At 43.7% G+C, this 12,614-nt stretch carries 13 protein-coding genes and 1 rRNA gene; 4 read left to right on the forward strand and 10 right to left on the reverse strand.

Features of this window, described 5'->3' with window-relative positions; all coding sequences use genetic code 11:
• The first annotated feature begins 215 nt into the window (after positions 1–215).
• From rrf to tnpC, 4 genes are all read left to right on the forward strand, one after another.
• Positions 216–331: ribosomal RNA gene (gene rrf / locus BP27_RS0110985) — 5S ribosomal RNA — on the forward strand.
• Positions 332–520: 189 nt separating this feature from the next.
• Positions 521–838: an IS66 family insertion sequence element accessory protein TnpA gene (gene tnpA / locus BP27_RS16065; protein WP_036240128.1), complete on the forward strand. Its 318-nt coding sequence runs from the start codon at positions 521–523 to the stop codon at positions 836–838.
• On the forward strand, positions 835–1,191 hold the full coding sequence (gene tnpB / locus BP27_RS0110995) for an IS66 family insertion sequence element accessory protein TnpB (RefSeq protein WP_027851592.1): 357 nt from the start codon (positions 835–837) through the stop codon (positions 1,189–1,191). Before tnpA ends, tnpB begins: the two co-directional genes overlap by 4 nt.
• 67 nt (positions 1,192–1,258) lie before the next feature.
• Complete coding sequence (gene tnpC / locus BP27_RS0111000; RefSeq protein WP_027851593.1) at positions 1,259–2,797, forward strand: IS66 family transposase; 1,539 nt, start codon at positions 1,259–1,261, stop codon at positions 2,795–2,797.
• Between the two features lie 187 nt (positions 2,798–2,984).
• On the opposite strand, the gene paaE is transcribed toward tnpC, so the two are convergent.
• The 10 genes from paaE to paaG all read right to left on the reverse strand — a co-directional run bounded on the left by paaE (position 2,985) and on the right by paaG (position 12,600).
• Entirely contained in the window at positions 2,985–4,061 is a 1,077-nt protein-coding gene (gene paaE / locus BP27_RS0111005; RefSeq protein WP_027851594.1) for a 1,2-phenylacetyl-CoA epoxidase subunit PaaE, read from the reverse strand.
• Between the two features lie 16 nt (positions 4,062–4,077).
• A complete protein-coding gene (paaD, locus tag BP27_RS0111010; protein WP_036240131.1) occupies positions 4,078–4,656 on the reverse strand; it encodes a 1,2-phenylacetyl-CoA epoxidase subunit PaaD in 579 nt (192 codons plus the stop codon).
• Entirely contained in the window at positions 4,640–5,416 is a 777-nt protein-coding gene (paaC, locus tag BP27_RS0111015) for a 1,2-phenylacetyl-CoA epoxidase subunit PaaC (protein WP_027851596.1), read from the reverse strand. The genes paaD and paaC overlap by 17 nt, the downstream gene beginning before the upstream one ends.
• 10 nt (positions 5,417–5,426) lie before the next feature.
• Positions 5,427–5,711: a 1,2-phenylacetyl-CoA epoxidase subunit PaaB gene (gene paaB, locus BP27_RS0111020; protein ID WP_027851597.1), complete on the reverse strand. Its 285-nt coding sequence runs from the start codon at positions 5,709–5,711 to the stop codon at positions 5,427–5,429.
• Positions 5,712–5,729: 18 nt separating this feature from the next.
• Positions 5,730–6,725, reverse strand: a complete 996-nt coding sequence (gene paaA / locus BP27_RS0111025) for a 1,2-phenylacetyl-CoA epoxidase subunit PaaA (RefSeq protein ID WP_027851598.1) — start codon at positions 6,723–6,725, stop codon at positions 5,730–5,732.
• Between the two features lie 436 nt (positions 6,726–7,161).
• On the reverse strand, positions 7,162–8,472 hold the full coding sequence (gene paaK, locus BP27_RS0111030; RefSeq protein WP_027851599.1) for a phenylacetate--CoA ligase PaaK: 1,311 nt from the start codon (positions 8,470–8,472) through the stop codon (positions 7,162–7,164).
• A 94-nt stretch (positions 8,473–8,566) separates the two neighbouring features.
• Positions 8,567–9,784, reverse strand: a complete 1,218-nt coding sequence (gene pcaF, locus BP27_RS0111035; RefSeq protein ID WP_027851600.1) for a 3-oxoadipyl-CoA thiolase — start codon at positions 9,782–9,784, stop codon at positions 8,567–8,569.
• Positions 9,785–9,804: 20 nt separating this feature from the next.
• Positions 9,805–10,257: a hydroxyphenylacetyl-CoA thioesterase PaaI gene (gene paaI / locus BP27_RS0111040; RefSeq protein ID WP_027851601.1), complete on the reverse strand. Its 453-nt coding sequence runs from the start codon at positions 10,255–10,257 to the stop codon at positions 9,805–9,807.
• A gap of 29 nt (positions 10,258–10,286) precedes the next feature.
• Positions 10,287–11,807 (reverse strand): 3-hydroxyacyl-CoA dehydrogenase PaaH, encoded by a 1,521-nt coding sequence (gene paaH / locus BP27_RS0111045; RefSeq protein ID WP_027851602.1) that lies wholly within the window; start codon positions 11,805–11,807, stop codon positions 10,287–10,289.
• Position 11,808: 1 nt separating this feature from the next.
• Positions 11,809–12,600, reverse strand: a complete 792-nt coding sequence (gene paaG, locus BP27_RS0111050; protein WP_027851603.1) for a 2-(1,2-epoxy-1,2-dihydrophenyl)acetyl-CoA isomerase PaaG — start codon at positions 12,598–12,600, stop codon at positions 11,809–11,811.
• Between the last annotated feature and the right edge of the window lie 14 nt (positions 12,601–12,614).

Genomic DNA, 12,614 nt, shown 5'->3' on the forward strand with positions numbered 1-12,614 from the left:
CAACGAAGCTTTAAAGCAACAAATAAAGCAAAACCGGATACGAAGGTCACACTTCAAATCAACACAATAAAACATCGACAACTACTTTTAAAACCATTGAAATTAAGCTAAACAGCTGAATCTCAATAAAACGAATGTTTGCAACCTTTTTGGATAAAAGCTCAGTCACTTTGCAAAAGCAACAACGCAAAAAAAGCTTTTAACCGCCAGTTAAGCCTGACGACCATAGCAAGTGGGAACCACCTGATCCCTTGCCGAACTCAGAAGTGAAACCGCTCAGCGCCGATGATAGTGTGGGGTCTCCCCATGTGAAAGTAGGTCATCGTCAGGCACTTATAAAATAACCCTCAGCTACATAAGCTGGGGGTTTTTTTATGGCTTTTTTTTTATGGCGTAATTTTAGGGTTATAAGCTGTGTATTGTTTAGATATCTAGTTCAAACGTAAACGTAACAGCAACCACACCTTTTAGCGCAGTCTTCTATCACTAAACTAGGCTCCTCTTTATTCAGGAGCAAGTGATGAGCAAACGAACCTATCGCACAAGTGAGCAATGGACTGAGCTATTTAATACTTACGAGCAAAGCGGGCTAACGCTTGCCGAGTTCTGCCAAGAAAACAAGTTAAGTCACTCTTATTTTATCGTTAAATACCGTCAGCATTCAAAAGTCAGCATGGATGATGATAATGAGCCGGGCTTTGCTAAAGTAATACCGCCTTCGCTACCAATCAGTAGTGCTAATAATTTGGTTTTAAATTACCAAGGTGCACAACTTCAGTTACCTCTTGCTGTCGAGCCTGTCTGGCTCGCTCAATTATTGAAGGCGCTGTCTAGATGAAGATGTTTGTGGAGCCGCCGGCTATTTATTTACACAAGCAGCCAGTAGATTTTAGAAAAAGTATTAACGGCCTAAGTATTATCGTTGAAGAGCAGATGAAGCTGACCTGCTTTAGCGGTGCACTCTTTGTTTTCTGTAATCGGCAGCGCGACAAACTGAAAGTGCTCTACTGGGATAAAACAGGGTTTTGCTTGTGGTATAAACGCTTAGAAAAAGACAAATTCAAGTGGCCTAAACGCATGACAGGCGAAGTACTAACCCTGACCGAGCGTGAGTGGCAATGGTTGTTAGAAGGTTTAGATATTGAAAAAATGCAAGGTCATAAGCCACTAGAATACAGCAGCGTTTTTTAGTAAAAAAAGCCTAAATAGACTCGTAAAATCAGTGCTTTAGCTGGTTGTTTTTAGTATAATTAGCACCATGAAAAACACTGATACCACGCCACTTCCAGACGATATTGAGAGCCTAAAAAAGCTCGTTTTGTCGTTGCAGGATGAGTCGAAAAAGTATCAACAACTTTACTATGAAACATTAGAAAAATGGCAGTTGGCATTAAGGCAACGCTTTGCTGCCAGCAGCGAAGGCTATCAAGGCCAAGGCGAACTCTTTAACGAAGCCGAAGAACAGCTAACGCCAAGTGAAGAAGAAGTCGCTGCCGAAGAAACCATTACCTACACACGCAAGAAAACGCGTCGTCCTAGCCTAGCTGCAGAACTACCACGCGAAGAAGTGCTACACGACCTTGATGAAGCAGACAAAGTTTGTGATGACTGTGGCAATGATCTACACCGCATGGGTGAAGAAGTTAGCGAGAAGCTAGAATTTATCCCCGCTACCGTTAAAGTCATTCGTCATATTCGTCCAAAATACAGCTGCCGTTGCTGTGAGCAAAAAGCCACACAAACAACGATTAAAATAGCGCCCGTTCCAGCCAGTATTTTACCCAAAAGTATTGCTACCCCAACACTTCTAGCTCAAATCATTACCGCCAAATACCAGTTTGGTTTACCCCTGTATCGCCAAGAAGCATTATTTAAAAGCTTTGGTATTGAACTGCATCGACAAACCATGAGTCGTTGGTTAATCAAACTGGGGCTGCAGCTTGAACCATTGTATGAACGCATGCATGAGTTATTACTTAAGCAGCCAGCTTTATGGTCAGACGACACGCCAGTAAAGGTGTTAGATGTTGATAAAACCCAATGCACTATGTGGGTGTATGGCTGTGGTGGTGATAAACCGATTCCCATCGGCAATAGTCCGCCCCTACCGAATATTGTGTTCTACGATTATCAAGATGGTCGTGGTGGCCTACACCCTAATCACTTCTTAAGTGGCTATACCGGTCTGTTACAGGTTGACGGCTATGCGGGCTACCACAAAACCCAAGCGACGTTAGCAGGCTGCTGGGCGCACGCACGGCGTAAGTTTATGGACGCTAAAGCCGTACAACCCAAAGGTAAAACTGGGCGTGCTGACCAAGCCTTAAACTTAATTCAAAAACTTTATGGTGTTGAAAAACAATTAAACCAAGCAACAGTTAAAGAAAAACAAGCACTTCGCCAAACAGAAGCCGTACCCATCATGCAGCAACTTAAAGCTTGGCTGGATAAAACGGCGCAGCAAGTGCCGCCTAAAAGCACGATAGGTGCTGCGGTTCACTACACCTTAAATCAATGGGATAAACTGCAGGTTTACCTTGAGCAAGGTGAAGCCGCTATCGACAATAATCGTGCAGAACGAGCCATTAAACCCTTCGTGATTGGCAGAAAAAACTGGCTCTTCTCCAACACCCGAAGTGGCGCTCGTGCCAGTGCGTTGCTCTACAGCTTAATTGAAACAGCCAAAGCCAATGGCATCCAACCCAGTATTTACTTAACAGCCTTGTTTGAGCAACTACCGCACTGCAAAGAAAACAACAAACTCGACCACCTGCTGCCCTGGGCCATCAAATTTTAAGCAAAAAAACCGGCCAGGATAGTTGTCGCTAGATTAAATAGGTGGGGTTGCTGTTACGCTTACGTTCAAACCTATTAAAAACAGAAATTATATTTGGACTAACAGGGAAACTAAAAAAACCTCGCATTAGGCGAGGTTAAATAAATGTTAAAACAGGTTTGTTATTAAAACAGGTTCAAGCAGTTAGTTATTGATCAAAATCTAGTACAACATTATCACTTACCGGATAACATTGGCAGGATAGAACATAACCAGCAGAAACTTCATAATCTTCAAGTGCATAATTAGAGTCCATTTCTACTTCACCTTCTACAACTTTGGCACGGCAAGTAGAGCAAACACCAGCTTTACAAGAGTAAGGTAAGTCTGCACCTATCTCGTTACCTGCATCTAAAATGCTTTTAGTGTTACGAACTAGTTCAAAGCCTAAAGAGCGTCCATCAGAAATAACAGTAACATTACTAACAGCTTTGTTATCTATTTTTGTTTCTGCTCTATCTTGACGTGAAACAGAAGCGCCACCAGCAGGTGTGAATAGTTCGTAGTGAATTTTGGACTTATCTAAGCCATGATTTTGTAATGAGTCACGTACTGTTTCAGTCATTTGTAGTGGACCACAAATAAAAACAGCAGTTAAATCTGCTGGCTTAACCCATTGTTCAAATAGTGCGTCGCATTTATCGCTATCAATAATCCCGTTGTAAAGCTCAATGTCTTGCTGTTCACGATTAAAAATAAATACTAAATTTAAACGCTGCATATATTGATTTTTAAGGTCAGATAGCTGCTCTCGAAACATGGTGGAGCTAGTTGAGTAGTTGCCGTAAAAAAGTGTAAATTTACTTTTAGGCTCTGTTTCTAAGGTACTCTTAATAATTGATAATACAGGAGTTATCCCGCTACCTGCTGCAACGGCAAGGTAGTTACCTTCATTATTTGGATCAATTTTTGTAAAAAATTTACCCTGAGGCGGCATTACATCAAGGGTTTGACCTGCTTTAAGTTGTTCATTAGCGAAGGTTGAAAATACGCCACCGGGTACTTTTTTTATAGCAACGCGCAAATCTTGATCGTTAATGCCTGTGCATATGGAATAAGAGCGACGTACTTCTTCACCATCAATCTGTGTTCTTAGTGTTAAATACTGACCTTGAGTAAAACTATAGGTATCTTTTAGTGTTTCTGGCAGCTCAAATGACAATGAAACTGCGTCACGCGTTTCTGGCCTGACTTCTTTAATTGTTAGCGAATGGAATTGGCTCATAGTAATCTCGATTTTGTTATATGCACTTAAAGTAATCAAAGGGTTCTAGGCAATCAGTGCAGCGATAAAGTGCTTTGCAAGCAGTAGAGCCAAATTCACTGACTTGTTCAGTGTGTTTACTACCACAATGAGGACAAGTAATTTGCTCATCATGCCCTAGTAGACTCATTTTGCTAGCACTACCTTGTGGTGGTGCTATACCAAACTTACGAAGCTTCTCTCTTCCTTCAGGGGTAATCCAGTCCGTTGTCCAAGCAGGTGTAAGCACCCGCTTGATTTTAGGGTTACGGATGCCACCTTGCATGAGTGCTTCAGCAATTAACTCTTCGATTAAATCAGTAGCAGGACAACCCGAGTAGGTAGGTGTTACATCGACTACCAACTGCTGGTCTTGCCAACTTAATTTACGTACAACACCTAGCTCTACCACACTAACAGCAGGCACCTCAGGGTCTTTTACTTCCTGCAGCAGTTGCCAGATTTGATCTTCATTTAAAGGTTCACCAGACACATTGGCTGGAACCCGATCACTGGCAATCATTGGATTTTCAAGTGGCGTTGCTGTCGGCTTAGGTGTTTTACCAGGTTTTTGCATCCGGATAAGCTCTCTGTAAGAACTGCATTTCAGCTAGAATTAAACCTAGGTGCTCAGTGTGAATACCTTTTTTACTGCCTAGGTGCATCCAAGCATCGTCATCTTGTAGGCTAAGCGTGGCTTCAGTTAATACTTCCTTAACCATGCCTTTCCAGTCTGCTGCTAGTTGTTCTGGGTTAGGTGCTAAACCTTTAGCTGCTAAGTCCAATTCAACCTGGTCTGGTGTAATTAGCTCACCAGTAAAGCGCCACAAGCTTTCAACTGCTACTTCCATTCGCTGATGGCTTTCTTCAGTACCATCACCTAAACGTTTTACCCAAGCAGATGAACGACGCAAATGGTAAGTCACTTCTTTTAATGCTTTAGCAGCTATACCCGCAATACGCTCATCAGGTGCATCAATTAAGGATAGCAGCGTAAAGTAGTGCCATACATCAAAGTAAAACTGACGAGCCATAGTTTCTGCGTAGTCACCATTAGGCTGTTCGGTTAGAAGCAGATTGCGGTAATCGTGTGCATCACGGCGGAAAGCCAAAGTATCAGCATCGCGCTTAGCTTCGTCTAAATCTGCAGCGTATTCATACCAGTTACGTGCTTGACCAACTAAGTCTAAAGCAACGTTCATTAAAGCCATTTCTTCTTCAACGGCTGGTGCTTTACCGCAGAGTTCGCAAAGGCGCTGACTAATAATAAGGTTTGAATCGGCTAGTCTAAGCAGGTATTCCTGCAGAGCCTGTTGTTGTGTTAGTGCTTTTGTCATAGGGTCCCCCTTACATCTGACCAACTTCGTCGGGCAGCTCATAGAAAGAAGCATGACGATAAACTTTGTCTTGCGATGGATCGAATAAAGGCTCTTTCTCATCTGGAGAAGAAGCAGTGATGTTATTGGATGGAACAACCCAAATGCTTACACCTTCATTGCGGCGAGTGTAAAGTTCGCGTGCATTTTCCATTGCCATTTCTTTATCAGCAGCGTGAACACTGCCAACGTGGCGATGGTTAAGACCGTGTTTACTGCGTACAAATACTTCGTAAAGTGGCCATTCTTCAGACATTTTTTGTTCTCCTAATTATTAAGCGGCATCACGCTGTTTTTGTTGTTTTTTATCGGCATAGGCTTTAGCTGCCTGACGTACCCAAGTACCTTCATCAATGGCTTTTTTACGTGTTGCAATGCGCTCACGGTTACAAGGGCCATTACCTTTTAATACTTCGTAGAACTCGCTCCAATCAATTTCACCAAAGTCATAATGACCTGTTTCTTCATTCCATTTAAGGTCTGGATCAGGTGCTGTACAACCTAAAAACTCAAGTTGTGGAACTGTTTGATCAATGAACATCTGACGTAGTTCATCATTGCTCTTACGCTTAATTTTCCAAGCCATAGATTGTTGCGAGTTAGGTGAATCTTCATCGGAAGGGCCAAACATCATCAGTGCTGGCCACCAGAGACGGTTAATTGAATCTTGAACCATCGCTTTTTGTTCTTCAGTACCTTCACGCATCATATCTAAAAGAATTTGATAGCCTTGGCGTTGGTGGAAGCTTTCTTCTTTACAAATACGCACCATAGCACGTGAATAAGGGCCGTAAGAGGTACGCTGAAGTACAACTTGGTTAACGATTGCTGCGCCATCTACTAGCCAACCAACAGCACCCATATCTGACCAGTTCAACGTTGGGTAATTAAAAATACTGGAATACTTAGCTTTACCTTGGTGAAGTTTTTCAATTTCTTCATCACGGCTGGCACCTAAAGTTTCCATGGCGCTATACAAGTAAAGGCCATGGCCTGCTTCATCTTGAATTTTTGCCATTAATTGTAATTTGCGCTTGAGGGTTGGCGCACGAGTTACCCAGTTACCTTCAGGCAGCATTCCTACTACTTCAGAGTGAGCGTGCTGTGAAATTTGACGTACTAATGTCTTACGATAAGCATCGGGCATCCAGTTTTTAGGCTCGATTTTAATTTCAGCATCTACTTTTTCTTGAAAGGTGCGTTCTTCTGGTGACATTTCTTCTAGTGTCTTAACGCGCTTTGATCCTGTTTCAACAAGTTGAGCGTACATATTAAGTGTCTCCAAAGGGTTTTTTATTGTTCATCTCTTATTGCGGTATGCAACCTAGATGATCTTGCTAAGAAGCTAGTGTTATTTTTATATGATACTTAAACTAATATCAAGTGTTAATTTTATGTATCGCGTTATTTTTTTGTTTTTTTGTACTTTAAGCCATCCTAAAAATTCTTCAAAGTTAAACGATACACTGAATTTTTTTATAAAAGGTTCAGCGTGTCGCTTTATTAGACAGCTAAAATTGAAATTTGTAAGGGGTGCCAGCTAGCTTATCGAGTAGTTTTTAGGTTTTTAGTGATACATTTTTTTATTTTTGTTATAAGTTTTCGTATCATAATTTTTTTGACTTAAATCAATTTTTTAGAGTTTTAATACAAAAAACCCCACGTTAAGTGGGGTTTAAAGAGCTTTTAAAAAGCTATTCTAAAGGCTATTTACGCTTATCGAATACACGAGTTGCCTTGCCTTCAGAGCGAGGTAAAAGTCCAGCATTGCAGACTTTTACATGGGTACTGATACCAATACAAGACTTAATGTGATGCTGTAATTCTTTAGCAACCTTTTGACAGGTTTCAGCATCAGATGCGTTGGCTTCAGGTTTAAGCTCTACGCGAATATCAACGCAGTCTAAATTGCCATCACGGTACACAACGATTTCATAATGCGGTGCAAGTGATGCAATTTTAAGAATCTGTTCTTCAACTTGAGTTGGGAACACATTGACACCACGAATAATCAACATATCATCGCTACGGCCGGTTATTTTATCAATACGGCGCATCGGGCGTGCTGTACCGGGTAATAAGCGAGTTAAATCACGGGTGCGGTAGCGAACAATTGGCATCGCTTCTTTTGTTAAAGAAGTAAAAACAAGTTCACCGTATTCACCATCAGGCAATACTTCACACGTTGCAGGGTCAATAATTTCTGGGTAGAAGTGATCTTCCCAGATGGTTGGACCATCTTTGGTTTCTGCACATTCCATACCCACACCAGGCCCCATGACTTCAGATAAGCCATAAATGTCTAAGGCTTGAATACCTAAGCGATTTTCTAGTTCGGTACGCATACTGTCAGTCCAAGGCTCTGCACCAAAAATACCAATGCGTAACGGTAATTTACGAGGATCAATGCCTTGGCGATCAAATTCGTCAGCAATATTAAGCATATAAGACGGAGTGACCATAATAATGTCAGGTCCAAAGTCATTAATAAGCTGTACTTGTTTTTCGGTTTGCCCACCTGACATAGGAATAACTGAACAGCCTAATCTTTCAGCACCATAGTGAGCGCCTAAACCACCAGTAAACAGACCATAACCGTAAGCAATATGAACTTTATCACCAGCATGGCCACCAGCAGCACGAATAGAGCGAGCGACTACATCTGCCCAAGTATTAATATCATTTTGGGTATAGCCAACGACGGTGGGTTTGCCTGTAGTACCACTAGACGCATGAATACGCACAATTTCACGCATGGGTGTAGCAAACATACCATAGGGGTAGTTATCGCGTAGGTCGGCTTTGGTGGTAAAGCCTAATTTGCCTAAATCTTCTAAGCAGTTAATGTCTAACGGATGAATACCTAAGTCTGTAAAAGCTTTACGGTAAAAAGGTACGTTGGTGTAAGCATGGTTTAGGCTCCAGCGTAGACGTTGTAACTGCCTATGACGTAATTCATCAATGCTGGCTGTTTCAAGGGGGTCTAGTGCGCCAAGTTTTTGTAAGGGAAGGCTCATTTTATATTCCTAATAATTTTGTGGCTAGGCCAAAATTAGCTGCCTAGCAGTTGGATCTTTATTTTTGTTTATGTTTTTGTTTATCCAAGCAGAATTAAACCCGCTCGATAATAAGTGCAATACCTTGACCAACTCCGATACACATAGTGCAAAGCGCATAACGGCTAGATTTTCCTTCAGTATGCAGCTTTTCTAACTCATGCAAAGCCGTAGTAATTAAACGCGCACCGCTCATGCCTAAAGGATGGCCTAAGGAAATAGCGCCACCGTTAGGGTTAACCTGTGGTGCATCGTCGGCTAAACCTAGATCACGCATTACCGCTAAAGCTTGTGCAGCAAAGGCTTCGTTTAATTCGATAACATCCATATCTTCTAGTTTTAAACCAGCGACTTCTAGCACTTTACGGGTAGCAGGTGCTGGGCCAAACCCCATAATGCGTGGTTCAACACCCGCTGTTGCCATAGCTAAAACTTTGGCGCGTGGCTTTAAGCCAAACTGCTTAACGCCTTCTGAACTAGCCATTAATAAAGCACAAGCACCATCGTTAACACCCGAAGCGTTGCCCGGTGTAACACTGCCGCCATCTCTAAAAGGGGTGGGAAGTTTGGCCAGCGCTTCTAGCGTAGTAGGGCGTGGATGTTCGTCAGTATCAACCACCAAAGGCTCTTGCTTACGGCGAGGCACTAGAACAGGCGTAATTTCTTGTGCTAAGCGTCCATTGGCTTGTGCGGCTGCTGTGCGTTCTTGACTACGCAGTGCAAAAGCATCTTGGTCGGCACGCGAAATATTAAAGTCTTCGGCCACGTTCTCTGCCGTTTCTGGCATAGAATCAACACCGTACTGCTTTTTCATTAGTGGGTTAATAAAACGCCAGCCAATGGTGGTATCAAACATTTCTGCTTGGCGGCTGAAGGCTGACTCTGCTTTACCCATAACAAAAGGTGCGCGAGACATAGACTCAACACCACCCGCAATCATCAATTTAGCTTCACCTGTGCGTAAAGTGCGTGCTGCAGTACCGACTGCATCCATGCCTGAACCGCATAGGCGGTTGATGGTGCCACCAGGTACATCAATGGGTAGGCCAGCCAAAAGTGCAGACATACGCGCTACATCACGGTTGTCTTCACCCGCTTGGTTAGCGCAGCCGTAAAGCACATCATCAACTTTGCTCCAGTCTAGGTCTGGGTTGCGTTCCATAAGGGCCTTCATAGGAATGGCACCTAAGTCATCGGCTCTTACTGAAGATAAAGCACCACCGTAACGACCCACTGGGGTTCTTATTGCATCGACAATATAAGCATCTTGCAAAAGATTATTAGCACTCATTATTATTCCTCTAAGCGGCGAACACTGCCGCGTACTTGATAGGATTTTCCTCGGAAGTAAACAATTACTTGGCCATCTTGATTGGTGATGGTGATGTCGTAGATACCTGTACGGTTACCACGGTTAAGCTCAACGGCAGTCGCCGTTAATAAATCACCTTCTTTGGCAGGAAAAACGTATTCAATGTTGCAGCTAGAACCCACCGTTGCTTTGTCGTAAGTATTGCAAGAAAAAGCAAAAGCAGAATCGGCTAGTGTGAAAAGGTAGCCACCGTGACAAGCACCATGTCCTTGCACCATACGGCTATCTACGGTCATGGTTAACACTGCACGACCAGGCGCTACTGAAATAATTTTCATACCCAGCTGTTGGCTAGCTTGGTCACGTGAAAACATGGCTTCAGCACAAGCTTCAGCCAGTTGTTGTGGCGTAAGCTCAGTAGTTGAATTAGTCATCATTGCTCTCTTTTATTGTTATCTTTTTATTAGACTGAAAAGCTCTGCCCAGTAAAGGCATACTGACGCAATAATAAAGAAGGGCGGTACCTGTCTTCACCATAGCTAGCTTGTAAGTTAGTTAGCACCTGCCAAATAACGCCTTGGCCTAGGTTGTCACTCCAGCTGAGTGGGCCTTGTGGGTAATTCACCCCAGCACACATGGCCAAATCTACATCGGCTGCGCTGGCAACACCTTGTAAAACAGCATCGGCTGCTTCATTGGCTAACATGGCTAAAGTACGCATCACCACTAAGCCAGGTGCATCACTTAGCAAGCTAACCGCTAGGCCAGCCTTTTGAAGCAAGGCTGTAGCATCATTTATAGCCGTGGTTGAGGTTTGTTTAGCTGCGGCAATCGCTAAGCGTGTTGCATTTTTATAATCTTTGGCTAAATCAAACACCACTAAATCTTGCAAGCCATCAGTTACTAAACGCTCACCTGCCATACGGCCATCGGTTAGGGCTAAAGTTGCTTCGCCGTAACGAAGGACACCAGCACCAGCACGTTCAATAACATTCAAGCCAGCTTGCTTAAAGCGTTCAGCTAAACCGCTAGCAGCACCGAGTTCACCTTCAATAATTACCGGTTGTTCAGTGAAGCTTTGCTGGGGTTGAGTGGCGGCCGTTGGGCGCTCGGCACCTTCGGCATAAGAATAAAAACCTTGGCCAGTTTTACGACCTAAGCGGCCTGCTTCAACCAAAGCTTTTTGAATAAGTGAAGGCTGAAAGCGGAAGTCACCATAATAGGCAGAGAAAACCGATTCAGTGACAGCATAGTTAACGTCATGGCCAATTAAGTCCATTAGTTCAAACGGCCCCATGCGGAAGCTACCCGCTTCGCGTAATAAAGCATCCAGTGTGGCAGGGTCAGCAGCTTGCTCTTGCATTAAGCGTAGGCTTTCAGCATAAAAAGGACGCGCCACACGGTTAACAATAAAGCCAGGAGTGGAGGTTGCAAAAACCGGTTTTTTACCCCAAGCAGTAGCCGTGGCATGTACAACTTCTGCCAGTTTTTTATCGGTAGCTAAACCAAGAATGACTTCAACCAAAGCCATTAAAGGCGCAGGGTTAAAAAAGTGCATACCCAGCAAACGCTCTGGGCGTTTTAGCTGAGCGCCTAAAGAAGTCACCAAAATAGAGGAAGTGTTAGTGGCAAGAATAACCTCTTCACCACAAATGCTTTCCAGGTTGGCAAACAGCTGGCGCTTGATATCTAGGTTTTCAATAATGGCTTCAATGACTAAACCTGCATCGGCAAGTTCTTCTAAAGCATCTACAGGTTGAATACGGCTAAGCAAAGCGTCTAAGTCTGCCTGCTGCATTTTGCCCTTATCAACCCGCTTTTGTAGAACCTTGGCAACGCCAGCCTTGCCTTTTTCTGCAGCACCGGCTTGTTGGTCTTGCAGGTAAACTTGGTGTCCTGCTTGGGCTGCCACTTGAGCGATACCTGAGCCCATTGCTCCAGCACCAATTACGGCAATTTTTACAGAAGAGTTTAAAGCCTGCATTTTATTGCCCCTTGAAACTGGGTTGGCGTTTTTCCATAAAAGCAGCTACGCCTTCACGGTAATCATCTGTACGGCCTGCTAAACGCTGAAGGTCACGCTCTAAATCTAACTGCTCATCAAAGGTGTTGTTGGCACTAGCATTCAGCGCACGCTTGATGAGTGCTAAACCTTTGGTTGGCTGAGTGGCAAGGTGGCGAGCTAGTTTCATGGTTTCTTCCATTAACTTTTCGTCGTCAACGCACTGCCAAATCATGCCCCAGCTTTCTGCTTGTTCAGCAGGGATTTTGTCACCTAATAAAGCCATGCCCTTAGCACGTGCCATGCCAGCTAAGCGAGGTAAGGTCCAAGTGCCACCAGAATCAGGTATTAGACCAATTTTGCAGAAGGCTTGAATAAAACTTGCAGAGCGTGCTGCTAGGGTAATATCGCAAGCCAAAGCAATGTTGGCACCAGCGCCAGCAGCCACACCATTCACAGCACAAATAACCGGCAGGGGTAGGTCACGCAAAGTGCGTAGCATAGGGTTGTAGCGTTTTTCAATCGACTCGCCTAAATCGGGTGCAGCATCACTGGCTGCAACATTGCGGTCGCCTAAATCTTGGCCAGCACAAAAGCCACGGCCAGAACCAGTAATAACCAAAGCGCGAACACTGGCATCTTTACGAACCTGGCTTAAAGCAGCACGCATTTGATCATGCATCTCAGCATTAAAACTATTGAGGTTGGCTGGGCGATTAAGGGTTAGCAGTGCAACCCCTTGGTCGATTTCAAGAAGAATACTGGGCTCAGACATAACTAATAAGTCCT

The organism is Marinospirillum insulare DSM 21763, from assembly GCF_000686905.1.
Classification (GTDB): Bacteria; Pseudomonadota; Gammaproteobacteria; order Pseudomonadales; family Halomonadaceae; genus Marinospirillum; species Marinospirillum insulare.

Excerpts from the sequence above, each read along its gene's own strand:
- paaK (WP_027851599.1), bottom strand. The coding sequence starts at position 8,472 with ATGAGCCTTCCCTTACAAAAACTTGGCGCACTAGACCCCCTTGAAACA.
- paaA (WP_027851598.1), bottom strand. The coding sequence starts at position 6,725 with ATGTACGCTCAACTTGTTGAAACAGGATCAAAGCGCGTTAAGACACTA.
- paaB (WP_027851597.1), bottom strand. The coding sequence starts at position 5,711 with ATGTCTGAAGAATGGCCACTTTACGAAGTATTTGTACGCAGTAAACAC.
- paaC (WP_027851596.1), bottom strand. The coding sequence starts at position 5,416 with ATGACAAAAGCACTAACACAACAACAGGCTCTGCAGGAATACCTGCTT.
- paaE (WP_027851594.1), bottom strand. The coding sequence starts at position 4,061 with ATGAGCCAATTCCATTCGCTAACAATTAAAGAAGTCAGGCCAGAAACG.
- tnpC (WP_027851593.1), top strand. The coding sequence starts at position 1,259 with ATGAAAAACACTGATACCACGCCACTTCCAGACGATATTGAGAGCCTA.
- tnpB (WP_027851592.1), top strand. The coding sequence starts at position 835 with ATGAAGATGTTTGTGGAGCCGCCGGCTATTTATTTACACAAGCAGCCA.
- paaD (WP_036240131.1), bottom strand. The coding sequence starts at position 4,656 with ATGCAAAAACCTGGTAAAACACCTAAGCCGACAGCAACGCCACTTGAA.
- tnpA (WP_036240128.1), top strand. The coding sequence starts at position 521 with ATGAGCAAACGAACCTATCGCACAAGTGAGCAATGGACTGAGCTATTT.
- paaG (WP_027851603.1), bottom strand. The coding sequence starts at position 12,600 with ATGTCTGAGCCCAGTATTCTTCTTGAAATCGACCAAGGGGTTGCACTG.
- paaH (WP_027851602.1), bottom strand. The coding sequence starts at position 11,807 with ATGCAGGCTTTAAACTCTTCTGTAAAAATTGCCGTAATTGGTGCTGGA.
- paaI (WP_027851601.1), bottom strand. The coding sequence starts at position 10,257 with ATGACTAATTCAACTACTGAGCTTACGCCACAACAACTGGCTGAAGCT.